The following is a 16,670-nucleotide window of genomic DNA, read 5'->3' on the forward strand; positions in this document are numbered from 1 at the left end:
GGAAATATTCCTGACAGGCGTTGAATCGGGTGGTGAAGTACATGTTAATTGAAGCCCAAAACATTTCGGCAGCAATAGGTGGGCGGCTTGTACTTGACGGTGAGTCCGTTCAGTGCAAGCCCGGTATCATGACAGCCCTCGTTGGCGCAAGTGGATCTGGGAAAACGACTCTCCTTCACTGCCTCGGATTATTGCTTCCGGTGAATAAGGGAAGCATCCTGATTGACGGGAACGATGTCACAAGGTGCGGCACCGCGTCACGACGCCGGTTCTGGCGAGATCATGCGGCATTCGTACTTCAGGATTATGGCATTATGGATGAGGAGTCAGTTGCCTTCAATGTCACTATGAAGGCGAGCATCATAGGAAGGCGTGTCTCAGGAAACAAAGAACGGTTGCTGCATTCACTTGACCAGACAGGTCTTAAAGGCCGGGAAAATGAGTTGGCTGGACATCTGAGCGGAGGAGAGAAACAGCGTCTTGCCTTGTCTCGTGCTATCTATAAAGATGCTCATATCCTGTTTGTTGATGAACCGACTGCTTCACTGGATGCAACTAACCGTCGAATGGTCATCGCATTGCTTGCGGACTTTGCTGCGCGTGGCCGGACGGTCATCGTGTCTACGCATGATTCTGAGATGATTGCTGCGTGCGGCGCGATGCATCAGATCGGTTCGAGCAGTTCATCACATTAATTAAAAAAGAATTATGAGGAGGATACTTTTGAAATCAACTTCGAAGATGATTATCAGTGTCGTTGTGGGTTTACTGCTGTCAGGAGGAGCATATGCGTATCTAAACGGCTGGATAACAGCATCACCAAAAGATACACATCCGCCGTGCGGCCAGCTGCCGAGCGTTTCAGAAGCCGCCGTTGCTTTAGAAAATCATGAACGTTTTGCCAAGGAAATAGAAAAGCTGGGGGATGGGGTTAAAGTGGAAGTAGTCAAGCCGTGTCCAGACCATCAAGACCGCGGACTTGTCCAGGTGAGCTATAATTCGAAATCAGAACATGATGCTATCAGCAAGCTGCTTACTCGCAACGAAGGATTTGGGGTTCCAGTACATTTGGTGAAGCGCTAACACTGTCTTGTGGCCAATCGTGCTAAATAGGAACATTTGCTTTTATATAAGACTGGCTCGCCTGAATTTATGCCGAATCCAAACAGCAGCTAATGAGTAAACGTTTCAATAAGAAAGGAGGGAATGAGGAGATGAACAGGCATAAACGTATTATAGTAATGGTTTCAGGCGCATTGTTTGCTTTGCTTGCTCTGTTAGCCGGAATCATTACCGATCTGAATGATAGAGAGTTTCCGCAGGCTATCGGAAGCAAGAGCATGCTTAACATTAGCTTCGCGGAAACGGAATTCTCTATCAATGAAGCGTTTTCCAAGTTAGAAGAACTCAATGAACGTCTAGATCTTGGACTGGTCAAAATCACTCCAGATCTCGCTGGCGATCAAGAGGGCAAGGTGTTTGCTGCGCTTAACAATGAAGCGCTACCCGATAAATTTACCTGGTTTAGTAGCAACGATACAGGCAAGATTGTTGGGAAAGAGCGGCTTTCCAATTCCTATCCCGATGGATTATATCTCGTGACAGGCAACCCTGTTCGTTTGGGTGAATTTGAGGATGCTTTGAAAGATGCGGGGGTAGAGATTACCCGCAGGGACGCCGCCATCTTGGATAGTCTTATGTTCGTGGTACAGGAAAGAGGATTTACAACCGTAATTCTCGCCTCATTGGCGCTCGTTTCATCGCTGGCCTTGTTCTGGCTCTCAGTTAGGGCGCGTGGACGTGCGATTCGAGTTCTGGGCGGCTCTCCAACTGTGCGGATTCAGATGCAGGATCTTACAGATTTTTGTGGGGCGCTGCTCGTTTCGGCAGGAATTGTCGCTTTAGCTGCAGCAGGCTATGTGGGTGTTTTTCATGGCTGGATGTACGTCGGTACCTTTCTCAAAGCCCTATTCATTCTTCAATTTGTAGTTATTGCCATATCCATGCTAGCTGCGCTTATTATGTCAGCCTCTGCGTGGCCGAGTGCTGTCATGCTTGCCACTAGACAACCAGCTGTAAAAAGCTTGCGTTCGGCGGCGTTTGTGATCCAGGCGCTAACATTTGTTTTAGTGGTGTCTATGGCTTCTCTTGCTTGGTCTGCATATAAACACTCGTCTGCCAAGGCGGCCGAAATGGAGCAGTGGAAGAAGCTTGCAGAACAAGTGTCAATCGTGTTTGCAACAGACATGGATGAAATGGATCGCATGGAGTCAATGATCGGCGAGATGACAAAGGATGCGGAATCCAAGAGAGTTGCAGCACTCTCCTACACTTACACTAAAAAAATGTGGCCATCGGTTGATTTTGGCAAGTACTCCGCCGTCTCTTTCGTAAACCAGCGCTGGCTTGACTTAGTCGCTATGGGGACGGAGCAGCCGCTTTTAACGCCAGTTTCACGTCACAACATTTCAGAAGATTTAGTTCGCGAACTCCGGGAAGAGATGAATATATTGTCAAGGAAAGAGCATTCCAATCATATAGTTAAGCAATTAAAATTTCTTCAACCAGTTGAGGGATTCCAACTTCCAGTGGCTCAAGGGGGAGCAGGAGAAAGTCTTCACTTTGGCGATGATGTTCTGCTCGCTGTCATTCCCTCACTGTCCGACACCTTTAATGATTTTACCTTGACATCTATGATCTCAAGTGGCAACGTAGTGTTCACTGGTGCAGCTGCTGCACAACAACTATTAGAAACACACAGTCTTGATGTACAGGCGCTACGCGATCGCGGTATTCAAGGGGAACTGAAAGTTGTTTACATTGCCGAAGAGGGCCTATTGCGAGCTCAGTTCGCAGCATATCTTGTGTGGCTGCAGAATCTTTCGCTGCTTGCACTGATGATTGCTTTCAGTGTAGCTACTGCAATCAGTGCGCTGATTACCGCAACATTACAGGCGAAGCGCGATTTCCCATTGCGGCTGGCAGGCCGGTCTTGGATGCGAATTTTCCAAAGCCGCGTGATCAAGGAACTATTTGTTGGGGGCATACTCGCGGTTATTGTTGTCATCCTGCAAAGACCTAATGAAATAGGTATTGTACTTGTAGCTATGGCATATGGATTGCTTATTGTACCGCTGTCCCATCTGTTTGCAGTACGTTGGTGTTTTAATGGAGTTAGTAAACGCAGGATTTAATGAAAGATTATTAGAGTTCAATTCCGAAGCCCGGTTTCTTACTTAGAATGTTGAGAAATCGGGCTTTCTGATATTTATAGTATAAAAAAATCCGAGTGCGACCGCTGCAGCCGGCTGCCGAATGTAAGGAAATAATTCAAGATCCGGAGAAAGAATCTATTATGTTCCTGGAGGGAAGTCATGTCAGCAAAAAGATAAAGTGAGCCTTTTCTGTCATCTCCCACTGATGACAAGAAGAACAAAGGTTAACATCACAACGCTTTGTAAGCTGCAGGTGCCGTGTTTCCTGCTTTCCTTCTTTATTTTTGAAGGGCCTCTTCCATGCGGGGTAAACACACAGGACTGTTTGCCCCATCAAGCACTTTTTGGGGAATTTCGCATAAGATGTGGTGTCAACATATATGTGAAAGGAGAGGGAAAAATGGCAAAGGAAAAGCAGCCAGAAAAAAGACATGAAATGTCCGAGGAAGAGTGGGAGGAATTAATGCGTCGCCGCCATGAATTTTGGTGGGGGAAACGTCGTCCGGCTCCTCCAAGCAAAGAAGAAAAAGAGCGTGAATAGAAAGGCATAAAGAAAGCACCTGTCTCTCTTTCGAAGATTCAGGTGCTTTTTGGTTATACAGCTAAGCGATGACCAGCCCTTCTTTGTCCCGTACGATTTGCTCGACTTCGGAGCCTTCCAGCGTTTCTTCCTTTAATAAAGCATCGACTAAACGCTGGAATTGTGGCTGATGCTCGGAGATAATGCTTTCTGAGAGTGCAAGAGCTTTCTGAAACAGCTCCTGCATTTTTGTTTCGCGTTCCACCTTATGAAAAGTTAAGGTGAAACCATCTTGCAGCATGCCGGTATCGACCATCTGCTCGATCATTTTTTTCGCTTGCTGCACATCACCGCTGACGCCAATGCTGTGTTCACCAAGAACCATCCGTTCCGCTACGCCGCCTGAAAGAATCATAGCCACCTGATCAAGCAGTTCACTCACAGTGGATAAATGAAGCTCTTTCGGAATGGGGGCGACATATCCAAGGGCTTGACCTCTCGGAATAATCGTCGCTTTTCTAACGGATCCGGGCTTTGTCACAGCGGCGACAAGAGCATGACCGGCCTCATGGATTGCTACTCTGCGCTTCGTCTCAGGATCATTTAAAGTTCGGGATGTGCTGCCGAGAATAATGCGGTCCAGCGCATTATGGATATCAGCTTTTTCAATCATTTTCCGGCCGTTTCGCAGGGCGTTCCTGCTGGCTGTTTCAAATAATGATTGAAGGTCAGCTCCGGAAAAGCCGGATGTGCTTTCCGCAAGTTCTTCCAGGCTTGCGGCGACATCTTCAGCTAAATGCTTTCCTTTCGTGTGAATGTCCATAATTTCTTTGCGTCCTTTCGTATCCGGCAGCGGGACAAGGAAAGAAAAGTCGATTCGGCCAGGACGCAGAAACGCCTCATCAAGCAGGTCCTTTCTATTGGTGGCTGCGATGAATAAAATATTATCATTCGCATGGCCGCCGTCAAGCTGAACAAGCAGCTCGGTCAAAGTCTTTTCGGCTTCTTCTCCGCCGTGCGCTTTTCTGCGGGCGGCCAGCGCATCGACTTCGTCAATAAAGATCACCGCAGGCTTTTGTTTCCGCGCTTGTTCAAACAAGCTGCGCACCCGCGAAGCTCCCACTCCGACAAACAGTTCAGTGAAGGCCGATCCGCTTGCTGAAAAGAAATGGGCATTTAATTCTTTTGCAATGGCTTGAGCAAGCAGCGTTTTACCTGTGCCGGGAGGTCCGTAAAATAAAATTCCTTTCGGCGGCTTCAGGCCAATTTCAGCTGACTGCTTCGGATCCTTAAATATCGAAAGCGTCTGCATAATTTCTTCCTTCATTTCCTTAGAGAGACCGCCTACATCGTTGAGCGTAATAGAAGGAAGCGGTCTGGCCTTAGATAAGCTCTTTTTCATGGACTTGCTCGTTCCGCTTTTGCTTTTCTTATAAGCAATCGAAGAAGCGGCAATGATCAGAAGAAGGACACCGCCAATAATCCAGTTATCGTAGGGGCCTTTATTGGAATAGGAATATTTAATATTATATGTCTCCACCAAGCGGTCTACTGATTGACTTCCCGGTGAAATATGTGAAATGTACTGGCCGTCTTTTGTGGTGAGATACAGCGTGCCATCCGATTTTTCTTGGAGCGCCACTTGTTCTCCCCCTTGTTCTTGAATCGTTTTTTCCATTGACGAGTAAGGGATGGTGACGGCCTTGTCCATGTTTTTCGCAAACCAAATGAATCCAGCGGCAATGATCAGAAGTATTACAAAAAGCAGAAATACTTTTCTCATCAATTTGGATGTGGAATTCAACAACTTCAACTCCTTCAATAATATATATCTATTATAAATGTTTGAAATTAGTTATAAATAGGTAATAAGTTGTGTATGTTTTGGAAAATAAAAGAATTCGTTTGTGTATCACGGCGGATATTCGATTAATTCGGATAAAGATGTTATATATTAATAAGAGACGGAAATAGGAGGGTGGACAGCGGGGCACGCATACAGGGCAGAATGCTTTGATTTCGGCAAACCTATTTGGAAAAAGTGTGCGTGAGATGTCCGGATATATTGAGGAGCGGTGGTGTTAGGCAGATGAAAGAGGAAAAGGAAACGGCTGCGGTCGAGTTTAAACAAGTAGAGAAATATTATCAAAATAAGGAACAGAAGGTGCTGAACGGAGTGTCTGGCAGCGTTCCAAAGGGCAGCATTTTAACGCTTGTCGGCCCGTCAGGATCGGGGAAAAGCACGCTTTTATCCCTTTGTAACTTACTTATCACTCCTGATGCCGGTCAAGTATGGATAAACGGCAAAGAGGTGCGCAGTTGGGACGTCAATCAATTGCGCAAATATGTAGGCCTAGCCTTTCAAAGCGGCACCATGCTTCCGGGAACGGTGGAAGATAATATTGTTCATGCGGCCCGCTTGCATCATTTTGAAATCGACCGTGTAGAAAAATTTATGGAGCGAGTGCATTTGCCAACCAGCTTGCTAAAGCAAAATGCGCAAGAGCTTTCCGGCGGTCAAAAGCAGCGGGTCGCGCTCGCACGCACATTAGTGAACCCGTCGGCTATATTATTATTGGACGAGATTACATCGGCATTGGATATTTCAGCAGCCCGTGAAATAGAACAATTAATTAGCGATATCCATGAGCGCGATCAAAAGACTATTTTATGGGTGACTCATGATTTAGACCAGGCGAAGCGGATGGGCGAATGGACTTGGCTGCTCGCAGAAGGGCAAGTGGTAGAAGCGGCGGATACGCATTCTTTTTTTCATCACCCAAAAGAGGAGCTTACATACCGTTTTTTGCGTGGTGAGCTGTCAGGAGGGCAGCGTTCATGAGTATGATTACATTGTCTTTTGCTTTTGTTTTCGTCATGTTAGCAATTACTTTATCCAAAAGCTTGCGCCTAGGGCTCGAGAAGGATTTACTTATCGCTGCCGCCCGGGCAACGGTTCAGCTGCTGTTTATCGGGTTTGTTCTCTCTTTTATATTTTCAGCTGATCATCCGATATTTATCATTATGATGATCATGGTGATGATTGGTGTAGCCGCTCGCAATGTCATGAAGCGCGGCAACGGATTTTCTGGAGTGGGGGTAAGAGTGACGGTTACCATCGCCGTGATTGAACTGATTTCCATGATCTTTCTTTTAGGTCTTCACATTATTCCGCCCGCACCGAGGTACGTGATCCCAATAAGCGGAATGATTATCGGAAGCTCCATGGTCATATGCAGTTTGCTGCTCAACCGCCTGCAGGCTGAAATTTATTCGAGAAAAGAGGAAGTCCTCGTTACGCTTTCTTTAGGAGGCACGCCGAAGCAAGCGATGCAATGGATTATGAAAGATGCCATCCGCTCAAGCATGATTCCGTCCATTGATTCAGCGAAGACGATTGGATTAGTCCAGCTTCCCGGGATGATGACAGGACAAATTATCGCGGGAGCCGATCCGGTTCAAGCTGTCCGCTACCAAATTATTATCGTATTTACCTTTCTGGCTACAGCGGCGCTGACAAGCATTATTTTAGGCTTGCTTGTCTATCCTCATTTATTTAATGAGCACCAGCAATTAATTCTGAAGGAAGAAAAGGGAAAAAGATGAATGTTTGCGATAGCGGGCTTGAGCCGGCGCTGCATCGAAAATTGGCGATAATGAGCAAAACACACGTTGGCGCTCAACGTGTGTTTTGCGTTTTACTGAGCCCGTGTTTGAATAAAAAAACAATCGTGATCCGTATAATAGATCGGCTTTTTGGCTGAACGCCGATCTAGCTCACAAAGCAAAGCTTTGTATTCCTTGATGGTAAGATCTCCTTGCATATAACTTTTTTGAATGTAATCAAGCAATTCATTGGCGTGGGCTGGTTTCCGTTTTTGGATTAAGATGAACTGGTAAATTAATTCCCCGATGTCCATGTTTATCACTCCTGCTTAATATCCTTTGTACTAAAATGATATCATGAAATATCATCCAGTTAACGGTAAATCGTTAGACAAATTCCAGCAAAGTTCTTTGGCGGCTATATAAAACGAAAAAAGAGCAAAGGCTGCCATCGCCACCTCCGGCTGCATTGCCTTTGTTTCCTATATCGTCAAAGCCTGAACAAATTGGGCATATAAAGGCCGTGGCCTTCCCTTTAAACTTTGGGTTCCTCGTTATATTCTTGAAAATCCGACATGCAGGATAAAAACTGGGAGTATCCAGTATTTTCCTGGCAAGTTTCACATTGAAAGGGGCAATCTAATGATGATGGGACGAATGCATAAAGGAGGGAAATGAATGAGAAATCAACCAAAACCCGATGATCGGGCGGATAATGTTGAGAAGCTTCAAGAAATGGTGCAAAACACGGAAGAAAACATTCATGAGGCAGAAGATTCCTTACAGTTTGCCACAGGCGAGCAGCGGCAGGCGATTGCAGCTAAAAATGAGCGCAGACAGCAAAGCATAGCAGCTTTTCAAGAGGAAATAAGCGACGAAGCTACTGCAAGAAGAAATGGATATCGAACAGAATAACAGCAAAACAGGGGCGTCTTTAGCACGTCCCTTTTCGATTGGGATCTTTTCAAATCCCTAAAATCCGATTGTATTGTAGATTTGAAAAAAGGTTGATAAGTTTTAATAAGATTGGATCAAGAACATAGTTGACGAAGGATTTTTCTTTTGTACGGTTGATGTTGTAATCCTTTATTAGTACCGCCTTATTAAAGGGTCAGATTGTGGAAGGGTAGATTTGCGCAACATTATAAAATATACTTAAACCATTATCAGTAAAAACAATAAGGAGCTTGCCTGTAAGCAGCTTTTTCGGGGACGTGAACCCAAAAGCCCTCTTGGTATGATGCGGGGGTGTCAAAGCTCACCGATACTGGTGTTTATTAAGTAAAGCAGATTTTAAGAAATTTCGTGTAAAGGTAGTTTGCAAATCGGAGCTTTTTAAAACCTTACCCCATCTGCAAGGAGGAGAGAATGATGAAGAGTAAATATATGGAGAAACACTTTCGCAAAATATATGAACAAAGGGAGGGAATGAAGAAGGAAATTAGGAGTTTTGAAGGGGAGGAATGGAAGAGGCCCTATCAAGATAAATGGTCAATTGGAGAAACATATTATCATTTATTTTTAATGATCAAGTGGTTTCGGAGGTTAAATAAAATTTATTTGCCATTATCTAAACCAATTGCCGCCGTAATAAAAGATAAAACTTATAAAACTCAAAGTGAGGACGTATACAAACAATATAAAGAAAAACACCATAAACCAATGAAAGCTCCTTTTATTATAGTTCCGCCTAAAGGAATAAAAGATGAAATTACTTTTGGAAATTTACTGAAAAAAATAGACGAAGAAACGAAGAGTTTAGAACTAATGGTTTCTAATATTAGTGAGGATATAGCTGGACAAATCCGTTTTCCAGATCCAATCGCTCATAATCCAAATTTAATTCAAAGTATAGATTTAATCGGTATACATGAGAATCATCATTTTTTAATATGCAAAAAATATTATAAAATAAATTAAAATAAGATCTTACGCGCACTGATTATACATAATCCTCCAGAGGGGATGGCAAAAGGGACAACTCCTTGTGAAATGGAAATACGGTCAAACATAAACGAGCAGAGCTACCTCCCATAAAATGGAATTCCATGTTCCTGGCTTTGATTCATTTGTTGCTGTTAACTATTACATTCTGTCTAAAAAGATGGGCCAGCTTGATTACGGGGGAACGAAGACCGTATTTGCTTTAGTGGTCTAGAAAGGCCATCAAGCCACCGCGCGTTGAGCATGCCTAAGCATCTGCTTTTGTGGATTCCGCCATGATCGCCGCGACATCCTTGGACCGTTTATCACGGCGAACGCTCAAGTGTAAACGCCAGAACAAAGTGTTGGCAGTTTTCGTTTGATAGGATTTTACACTTTGCTCTATCAAGCTATTCCTTTAGTAAAATAGAGGATTTTTTACTTTTTACGAAGTGAAATTAAAAAGCGTCAAATAATGTTCGCATTTCTTAGTGTGATATTTATTTGACGCTTACTAGTTTAAGACAAACAAGACTTATATCTGATCAGGTGAAGAATAAAGGAGATTAACCGAAAAATGGGATGTATATTAATTTTGGCAGAAAAGCCGTCTGTCGCTAAAAATATTGCTGATGCTTTAAAAATAAAAACGAAAAAAGAGGGTTATTTTGAGGGCAATGGCTATATCATCACCTGGGCTTTTGGGCATTTATTGCAGCTTTACGATGCAAAAGATTATGATGAAAAGTTGAAAAAATGGAGTATGGAGAATTTCCCCTTCATCCCATCGCATTTTCGTTACAAAATAAAAAGTGATCCGCGTAATAGAGAAAAGGAAGACCTAGGGGCAAAGAAACAGCTGAAAATTATTTATTCTTTAATCAAAAGACAGGACGTAGAAGCTCTGGTTTCGGCTTGTGACTATGATCGCGAGGGGCAAATTATCGGTGACACGGTTATTTATAATCTCAAGCCTCAGAAAAAAGTATATAGACTGTTATTAAACGAGTGGACATCTGAAGAGGTGTTAAAGGGCCTTCAGAATATTAAACCCAACAGTGAAATGAAGCCTCTCCAGGATGCCGGTTTAAGCAGGCAGTGGGCAGACTGGATGATTGGGATCAATTTAACCTCAGTGGCTACGTTAAAATATCAAAAGGGAAGAGGGCAGACTTTAAATATCGGAAGGGTATTGCTGCCAACCTTAAAGATTATTTATGATCGCGATCAGGAGATTGAGAATTTCGTACCGGAGGATTATTATAAATTAACGGCTACCTTTAGAACAAAAAATGAAGAAGAATATGAGGGGACTTATTTCGAAAATAACGAGGATAAATTTAAAAGCAAAGAACCCTTACAATTAATTGAACAGATTCTCATCAATGAAAATGCAACCGTTACCGATAAGCGGATGGAGCGAAAAAAAGAGTATCCTCCTTATTTGTTTAACCTCTCCAATTTACAAGGCTACATAACGAGCAAATATAAAGGCTGGACTTCTGACAAAGTATTGAAGGTAGCTCAATCCCTGTATGAGAAAAAATTGATCACTTATCCTAGAACGGCGAGCATTGCTTTAGAAGAAAGTCTTGTCGGCAAAGCAGCTAAAGTGTTGGATGTCTTAAAAAAAGGGCTGCCTTTTGAAGAGGAAATCAAATTCCATAAAACGAAACGGGTATTTAATAACGCTAAGGTTGAAAGCCATAGCGCCATTATGCCCACTTATTTAGCGCCTAAATCGTTAACGAGGGACGAAGAGCTTGTTTATACGGCTATTAAAAACCGCTTTATTGTTCAGTTTATGCCCATTGCGGAATATGAAGAAACGAAAATCACAACGAAAGCGAATATGAACGAGATAAAAGGTGTGTTCATTTCAAAGGGAAAAGTGCAAACGGTTGTTGGTTGGAAAAAACTAGAAAGAATCGAATCAAAAGATACACTGTTACCCACTGTCAATATCAATGAGCATGTGGCCATCACAAAGCAAAACGTATCGGCTCATGTCACAAAGCCTCCCAAGCCCCATATCGAAAAGACATTACTAAGAGTCATGGAAACCTGTGGGAAAGGCAGCGGAGGTGGAGAGAGTGAAGAGGGAGAGGAAATGCTTACTTCCATTCTCAGCGGCTATAGCATTGGGACGCCAGCTACAAGAGCTGAAACCATCAAAAAACTAAAAGACATTGGGTATATTACGACGCAAAATAAAAATTTAGTATGCACCGAACTCGGCAGAAAACTAGTAGAGACCTTTCCAGTGAAGGAATTATTTGATTTGGAGTTTACCGGCCGGCTAGAAAAAACATTATCAGATATCGAAAAACAAAAATTCACCAAAGAATCTTTCCTGAATGTAATTTCTGAATTTACTTCAAAGGCAGTTGAAAAAATAAAAAGTGACCAGGAAATCGTCATCAATGAAGTATCTAAAGAGAAGAAACAAGCTGAAATACTTGGCAAGTGCCCTCTATGTGGGCATGGGATTATTGAAGGGAAGAAGGGGTTTGGCTGCAGTAATTGGAGAAGCGGCTGTAAATTCGTTATTTGGAAAAACGACAAGTTTTTAGCTTCGATGAAGAAGAAACCGACGAAAACGATGGTAAAAACGCTTTTAAAAAATGGAGTAGTGACCGTGAAAGGATTAACAAGCAAAAAAGGAAACAAGTTCGATGCTAATATGAGATATGAAAAGAATCCAGATAACGAATACTTCAGCTGGAAGATGGAATTTACTAAGTGATGTCTATAGTCTAATATGGCCATTTAGCTCTTGATCTGGAAATACGTGAAGGAAAAGTCAAAAAGGGAGATCGAATTCTTCGTATAGTTTTGCTCCGATTTGGTTCATGCTGGACAACTAGTAGAAATACATTTTTGCGGGCCATTTTATGTTCGTATTCCATTGTGAAGTCTTTTAACCAATACCTGGAAAATTGTAAAGCGCTGAACGATTCCTATAAATTCAATAAAGAAAGGCACCAAAAAACGACAAGACCCATACGCAAGGAGTCTTGTCGTTTTACAATAATTATTCGGTTAGGGCATGGCCGCGTGCGAATGGTTCTCTATTCTAATTTAGTGCGTTTTTCATCGTAATAGTGGACTCCGAACTGTGAACCTTCTTCCACCATTTTATTATCAGCGATGTCTTCAGGATCGGGGTTTCCTGCTTTTAAGACGGGAAAATTCTCAGGCGAAGGAACGGGCTCTTTGCTGATTTTATTTTTAGTCGTGTTTAGGAAGCGGTCAAATTTAGAGCGGTTTTCCTCTTTTGATAGCCACCAAGCTGCCACGCCGGCACCTAACAGCATATAGCCTAACCCTCCACCCATCGGTTTACTGTTGCGTTCTCTTTCCGTATTCATACCAAACATCTATCTATTCCTCCTTCAGTGAAATGTAAGCTTGTCTTTCTGGTCATGTTTTATGTTTACCCTAACCAGCTTTTTTGAAACCTCTAATGCTTGGTAAAGAAAAGTTTAGAATCGGCAGTTTTAAGGGAATAAAGTAGAGGAAATGGATGAATACCCAGGAGGAAAAAAGATGAGACATGTTTTTAGTGAAGGGAAATGGACATGGTTTGATTATGATTTCTCCAGTCATGAACAATTGGAAGAATTGGCGGAGGAATACCCTACATGCCAGCGCTGGTATGATGGCATAAAAGGATATCATACGAATAATTTGCGCATGGATACGAGCATTATTGGCAAAGAAGCGCTGTGGGGATCTTTAGTATATCGTCAAGACATCAATCATAAAGATCAAAAGGATATTTTCCATTTCTATTTAACGAAAAAGTTCTTAATCACTTATAATTTTAAGATTGATGTCTTGGATGAATTGGATGCTGAAGCTGTATATAAAAAGATGCATCAGTCGGATAACCCGATAGAAGGGTTTCTAATCTTAATTGGAGAAATCATTTCTCATTTCTTGCAAAAGATTGATGATTTTGAAATGAAGCTTCGGGAACTTTTATGGGAAATAAAAGAAGAGAATGGCACGGATATATTAGACAAAATTGCGGACAGCCGCCATGAGCTGTTGGTTTGGAAAAATTTGCTCATTCCTATTACGGAAATCAGAATGGGTGTGGAGGAGGCGTTCGGAGAAGACACTTCCTCAAAAGTCCATTTCCAGCGTGCCTGCAAGAGAATCGAGCGAGCCCAAACCTTGATCAGCGAATATGGAGAAGAATTAACCGCCATGGTGGACCTGGAGAACAATGTTTCGAGTCACCGCGGCAACGAGATTATGAAAACATTGACGGTTCTCACCACTTTATTTACGCCTGTTACGGCTTGGGGAGCTGTCTGGGGGATGAATTTTAAACATATGCCTGAATTGGAGTGGGAGGCTGGCTACCTGTTCTCATGGGCCGCTATATTAATTTCTACATTTATTATTTACATTTATTTAAGAAAAAAAGGGTGGATGGGCGACCTCTTAAAGAGCAAGCGAAAAAATTCTTTCTTCAAATAGATTGGCATCAGGAAATCTGCTGTAACAGGCAGATTTTTTTTGATATAGTAGGCATGTTATTTTTTTATATTTGGAGTGGCGTATGGATTTAAAAACAATGATACAAGAATGGGAACAAGCTCTTCATTATGAAGTGCAGGCGTTAAAAGAGCAAAGAAGCGGTGGCATACGCTTAATGAATGGGGAATGTCTCTATCATGAAGGAAAAGGAACGGTATATGCTTTCACCGGTCTTTGGGATATGCAAATACCAGAAGGGGTGCCCGTAACCATTGTGCTTGCTGATCAGGAAGTAAAGGGAACGGTATTGGATTGTTTCAGAAAAGAGATCACGATTGCATTCGAAAGATTTGTTGGCGAGGAGGTGGAAGAAGCCGAATTATTCAGTGAGCCGTGGGAACTGTTGCAGAAGTTAGCAGAACGGTTAGAGGAAGCTGGAGAAAAAAGCGTTTGCCTAAGGAGAATGAAACGGTTGCTTTCACCTCCTGAAACGATCCGGCATCCGGCAGATCAAGTGAAAAACACTTTGCATGAAGCAGCGCTGCGGGCACAGTATAACCCGGTCACTTACATATGGGGACCTCCCGGAACCGGAAAAACGTATACACTTGCCCGGGTGGCGGGACGGCATTATGTTAATCGCAGAAAAGTCTTGATCCTTTCCCACAGCCACGCAGCGGTTGATGTGCTCCTCAAAGAAGTGAGGGAATTTCTGGAGGGCAGGCAAAGATGGAAGCGGGGAGAGATCATTCGCTATGGCAGCGCCGGTCAGCAGCAAATGATGGAACTGCATGATATGATCCCCCAACAGCTTGTCAAGAATGACTATCCGCAAGTGTATGAAAGATATGCAGAAGAAAAAGCTCGCGCCGATGTACGAGAGCGCAGCGAAAGCAGGACGGACAAGAGGCAAAGAGCAGCCAGTCAAGAATGGGAGGATTTATGCAGGCAAACGGCTGAAAGAGCGGTGGTGATCGGAACAACCTTAGCTAAGGCGGCTGTCGATCCTTTTATTTATAAAAGAGAATTCGATTTGGTGATCGTCGATGAGGCCAGCATGGCTTTTCTCCCGCAGTTGGCCTTTGCCGCTTCACTGGGCGAGCATGCTGTTATTTGCGGAGATTTTCGGCAGCTGCCTCCCATTGTGTTAAGCCGGCATGCGATCGCACAAAAATGGCTGAAGACAGACGTGTTTCATCATTCTGGCATAGCTGCGGCTGCGATGACTGAACAAGGACATTCTCAGCTGCTTATGCTAAATATTCAGCGAAGAATGCATCCGGATATTTCAGCTTTTACGAATAAAGTCTTTTATGGAGGCAAGGTAGCGGACGGAGCTGCTGTGCAAACAGAGAGAGAGATTACGGCTTCCAAGGCTCCATTCCGGGGACAGGCGGCCATCTGTGTAAATATAGCGGATTCATGGCCAGCCGTATTAAAGGAAGAAAATTCCGCTTCCAAATTTAATCTTACTTCTTTATTCATTGCGCTGCAGCTGATCACTGAAGCGAGAGCAGAAGGAGTACAGTCCATCGGCTTTATTGCGCCATACAGAGCCCAAACACAGCTGATGAATGCTTGCTTAGCTGAGCTATTTTCAAAAGAATGGTCAAGCGGTGCTTACTCCGCAGCGACTGTTCATAAGTTTCAAGGGGCAGAAAGAGAAATGATTCTGTTTGATGCAGTCGATGCGCCGCCTCAGCTAGTGCCCGGACGTTTACTGACCGGGGAGGACAGCGCCCGCTTAATCAATGTGGCGATGACAAGAGCAAAAGGAAAATTCATCCTGCTGTCAGATGATGGATTTATCAGCAAGACAATGGCGGCTTCACAGCCCTTGAGACAGCTGATGCATTATTTAAAGGGCAAGGGGCAGATGGTTGAGTATGGGGAAGCTATAAGAGACTGTTCAGCGGTTCATCCTCACCTAGCGCATCAGCAAGAGGAACGTATGTCCCGCTGCTTAAAGGACTTGATCAAGGCTAAGCATTCGATCGTGGTCGGTCTACCGCCTAAATCCAAGCCGCCTAAGGCATTTTGGCAGGCGATTCAAAGGGCTCAGCATAAGTGTTCTATAAAAATATTATGTAAATTTAAAAAAGTTCCCTTTTCAAATGTAGAATTAGTGGCAGCTGCGCTTCCGTTTCCTTTTATCTTAATCGATGAGAAGATTTTTTGGCTGGGAGCTCCTCTATATAGAGAAGGATCTGTACAATTCCGGTTATCATCGGTTCCGTTCGCGCGTCATTTCAGTCAAATGTTTAACACAGCCAATAATCGGGCAGAGATACAGCAGTGGGTGAAGCAGCAAAAAAGTCCGCGGGCTGCTTTTGCAAACGGTCGGGCATTCACGGACTTTATCGCCTGTTTCGACCGCTGTCCGGTGTGCGCAAACAGACGGGATGTCCGCGTAACTAAAAACCGCTTTGTCCGGCTTGAATGTCCGGTTTGCCAAGCAGGAGAGTTTCCCTCTAAGCCCATGCTGCAAAGTTACTTGGATCATACGGGAGCGGAATGTGCAGCCTGCCGCGTCCGCCTAAAGGCCGACTGGTCAGGAAAAGCCATTGTAGCCGTATGCCCGCGCTGCGCCAATGTAGTTGACCTGCACACGTTTATATGAAGCAGCGCTCAGAATTCTTAAGTCGCCCTTTGCGATCGCTTGGAACCGCGGTTCATTGCGTGTTCTGAGCTGGGTATGTGCTGCATATTTGAAGTGCTCAGACAGCGGCTGATAAAGGTTACGGAGCTCTTGGAATTAATCATATGGAATTACTCGGTGATAAGGAAAACTTATTGTTTATGATTCAATTCTTGTTATTTACTTATGTAAAGGATTATATTATGATGGAATTGTGTGAAAAGTTTTAAGATAACTTTATACTTTTCTACTATTGTCTACATACTTTTGGAAAGAG

14 protein-coding genes are annotated in these 16,670 nt (G+C 43.6%); 11 read left to right on the forward strand and 3 right to left on the reverse strand.

Annotated elements, in window-relative coordinates:
• Nucleotides 1-41: 41 nt before the first annotated feature.
• The 4 genes from CEF20_RS06490 (at nucleotide 42) to CEF20_RS16545 (ending at nucleotide 3,756) form a co-directional block, all read left to right on the forward strand.
• Nucleotides 42-695, forward strand: coding sequence for an ABC transporter ATP-binding protein (locus CEF20_RS06490; protein WP_100331035.1), 654 nt, complete (start codon nucleotides 42-44; stop codon nucleotides 693-695).
• Nucleotides 696-723: 28 nt separating this feature from the next.
• Complete coding sequence (locus CEF20_RS06495; protein WP_100331036.1) at nucleotides 724-1,083, forward strand: hypothetical protein; 360 nt, start codon at nucleotides 724-726, stop codon at nucleotides 1,081-1,083.
• A gap of 131 nt (nucleotides 1,084-1,214) precedes the next feature.
• A complete protein-coding gene (locus CEF20_RS06500) occupies nucleotides 1,215-3,194 on the forward strand; it encodes a hypothetical protein (RefSeq protein WP_100331037.1) in 1,980 nt (659 codons plus the stop codon).
• A gap of 421 nt (nucleotides 3,195-3,615) precedes the next feature.
• Complete coding sequence (locus CEF20_RS16545) at nucleotides 3,616-3,756, forward strand: hypothetical protein (protein WP_157796206.1); 141 nt, start codon at nucleotides 3,616-3,618, stop codon at nucleotides 3,754-3,756.
• Nucleotides 3,757-3,817: 61 nt separating this feature from the next.
• Here CEF20_RS16545 and CEF20_RS06505 read toward each other — a convergent pair whose 3' ends face one another.
• Nucleotides 3,818-5,518 carry an AAA family ATPase gene (locus CEF20_RS06505; protein WP_100332026.1) on the reverse strand — a complete coding sequence of 567 codons (1,701 nt, stop codon included), beginning with the start codon at nucleotides 5,516-5,518 and terminating at the stop codon, nucleotides 3,818-3,820.
• A gap of 306 nt (nucleotides 5,519-5,824) precedes the next feature.
• Here CEF20_RS06505 and CEF20_RS06510 point away from each other — a divergent pair, with 306 nt between their 5' ends.
• On the forward strand, nucleotides 5,825-6,577 hold the full coding sequence (locus CEF20_RS06510; protein ID WP_100331038.1) for an ABC transporter ATP-binding protein: 753 nt from the start codon (nucleotides 5,825-5,827) through the stop codon (nucleotides 6,575-6,577).
• Entirely contained in the window at nucleotides 6,574-7,341 is a 768-nt protein-coding gene (locus tag CEF20_RS06515; RefSeq protein WP_100331039.1) for an ABC transporter permease, read from the forward strand. Before CEF20_RS06510 ends, CEF20_RS06515 begins: the two co-directional genes overlap by 4 nt.
• A gap of 92 nt (nucleotides 7,342-7,433) precedes the next feature.
• Here the strand turns inward: CEF20_RS06515 and yppF are convergent, their stop codons facing one another.
• Nucleotides 7,434-7,655, reverse strand: a complete 222-nt coding sequence (yppF, locus tag CEF20_RS06520; RefSeq protein WP_100331040.1) for a YppF family protein — start codon at nucleotides 7,653-7,655, stop codon at nucleotides 7,434-7,436.
• 364 nt (nucleotides 7,656-8,019) lie between these two features.
• Here yppF and tlp point away from each other — a divergent pair, with 364 nt between their 5' ends.
• The 3 genes from tlp to CEF20_RS06535 all read left to right on the forward strand — a co-directional run bounded on the left by tlp (nucleotide 8,020) and on the right by CEF20_RS06535 (nucleotide 12,010).
• A complete protein-coding gene (tlp, locus tag CEF20_RS06525) occupies nucleotides 8,020-8,256 on the forward strand; it encodes a small acid-soluble spore protein Tlp (RefSeq protein ID WP_100331041.1) in 237 nt (78 codons plus the stop codon).
• Nucleotides 8,257-8,712: 456 nt separating this feature from the next.
• Complete coding sequence (locus CEF20_RS06530) at nucleotides 8,713-9,261, forward strand: DinB family protein (RefSeq protein WP_408607805.1); 549 nt, start codon at nucleotides 8,713-8,715, stop codon at nucleotides 9,259-9,261.
• A 580-nt stretch (nucleotides 9,262-9,841) separates the two neighbouring features.
• Nucleotides 9,842-12,010 (forward strand): type IA DNA topoisomerase, encoded by a 2,169-nt coding sequence (locus tag CEF20_RS06535; RefSeq protein ID WP_100331042.1) that lies wholly within the window; start codon nucleotides 9,842-9,844, stop codon nucleotides 12,008-12,010.
• Nucleotides 12,011-12,335: 325 nt separating this feature from the next.
• On the opposite strand, the gene CEF20_RS06540 is transcribed toward CEF20_RS06535, so the two are convergent.
• Entirely contained in the window at nucleotides 12,336-12,644 is a 309-nt protein-coding gene (locus CEF20_RS06540) for a hypothetical protein (RefSeq protein ID WP_408607781.1), read from the reverse strand.
• A 169-nt stretch (nucleotides 12,645-12,813) separates the two neighbouring features.
• Here CEF20_RS06540 and CEF20_RS06545 point away from each other — a divergent pair, with 169 nt between their 5' ends.
• Together CEF20_RS06545 and CEF20_RS06550 are read left to right on the forward strand one after the other, a co-directional pair.
• Nucleotides 12,814-13,755 (forward strand): magnesium transporter CorA family protein, encoded by a 942-nt coding sequence (locus CEF20_RS06545; protein ID WP_100331043.1) that lies wholly within the window; start codon nucleotides 12,814-12,816, stop codon nucleotides 13,753-13,755.
• A gap of 82 nt (nucleotides 13,756-13,837) precedes the next feature.
• Nucleotides 13,838-16,375 carry a DEAD/DEAH box helicase gene (locus CEF20_RS06550; RefSeq protein WP_100331044.1) on the forward strand — a complete coding sequence of 846 codons (2,538 nt, stop codon included), beginning with the start codon at nucleotides 13,838-13,840 and terminating at the stop codon, nucleotides 16,373-16,375.
• Nucleotides 16,376-16,670 lie beyond the last annotated feature (295 nt).

This window comes from Bacillus xiapuensis (assembly GCF_002797355.1).
In the GTDB taxonomy this organism is placed as follows: Bacteria; Bacillota; Bacilli; order Bacillales; family Domibacillaceae; genus Bacillus_CE; species Bacillus_CE xiapuensis.

What these genes read in the sequence shown, in the direction of transcription:
- CEF20_RS06490 (WP_100331035.1), top strand. Translation starts at nt 42, where the DNA reads ATGTTAATTGAAGCCCAAAACATTTCGGCAGCAATAGGTGGGCGGCTT.
- CEF20_RS06500 (WP_100331037.1), top strand. Translation starts at nt 1,215, where the DNA reads ATGAACAGGCATAAACGTATTATAGTAATGGTTTCAGGCGCATTGTTT.
- CEF20_RS16545 (WP_157796206.1), top strand. Translation starts at nt 3,616, where the DNA reads ATGGCAAAGGAAAAGCAGCCAGAAAAAAGACATGAAATGTCCGAGGAA.
- CEF20_RS06505 (WP_100332026.1), bottom strand. Translation starts at nt 5,518, where the DNA reads ATGAGAAAAGTATTTCTGCTTTTTGTAATACTTCTGATCATTGCCGCT.
- CEF20_RS06510 (WP_100331038.1), top strand. Translation starts at nt 5,825, where the DNA reads ATGAAAGAGGAAAAGGAAACGGCTGCGGTCGAGTTTAAACAAGTAGAG.
- CEF20_RS06515 (WP_100331039.1), top strand. Translation starts at nt 6,574, where the DNA reads ATGAGTATGATTACATTGTCTTTTGCTTTTGTTTTCGTCATGTTAGCA.
- yppF (WP_100331040.1), bottom strand. Translation starts at nt 7,655, where the DNA reads ATGGACATCGGGGAATTAATTTACCAGTTCATCTTAATCCAAAAACGG.
- tlp (WP_100331041.1), top strand. Translation starts at nt 8,020, where the DNA reads ATGAGAAATCAACCAAAACCCGATGATCGGGCGGATAATGTTGAGAAG.
- CEF20_RS06530 (WP_408607805.1), top strand. Translation starts at nt 8,713, where the DNA reads ATGAAGAGTAAATATATGGAGAAACACTTTCGCAAAATATATGAACAA.
- CEF20_RS06535 (WP_100331042.1), top strand. Translation starts at nt 9,842, where the DNA reads ATGGGATGTATATTAATTTTGGCAGAAAAGCCGTCTGTCGCTAAAAAT.
- CEF20_RS06540 (WP_408607781.1), bottom strand. Translation starts at nt 12,644, where the DNA reads ATGTTTGGTATGAATACGGAAAGAGAACGCAACAGTAAACCGATGGGT.
- CEF20_RS06545 (WP_100331043.1), top strand. Translation starts at nt 12,814, where the DNA reads ATGAGACATGTTTTTAGTGAAGGGAAATGGACATGGTTTGATTATGAT.
- CEF20_RS06550 (WP_100331044.1), top strand. Translation starts at nt 13,838, where the DNA reads ATGGATTTAAAAACAATGATACAAGAATGGGAACAAGCTCTTCATTAT.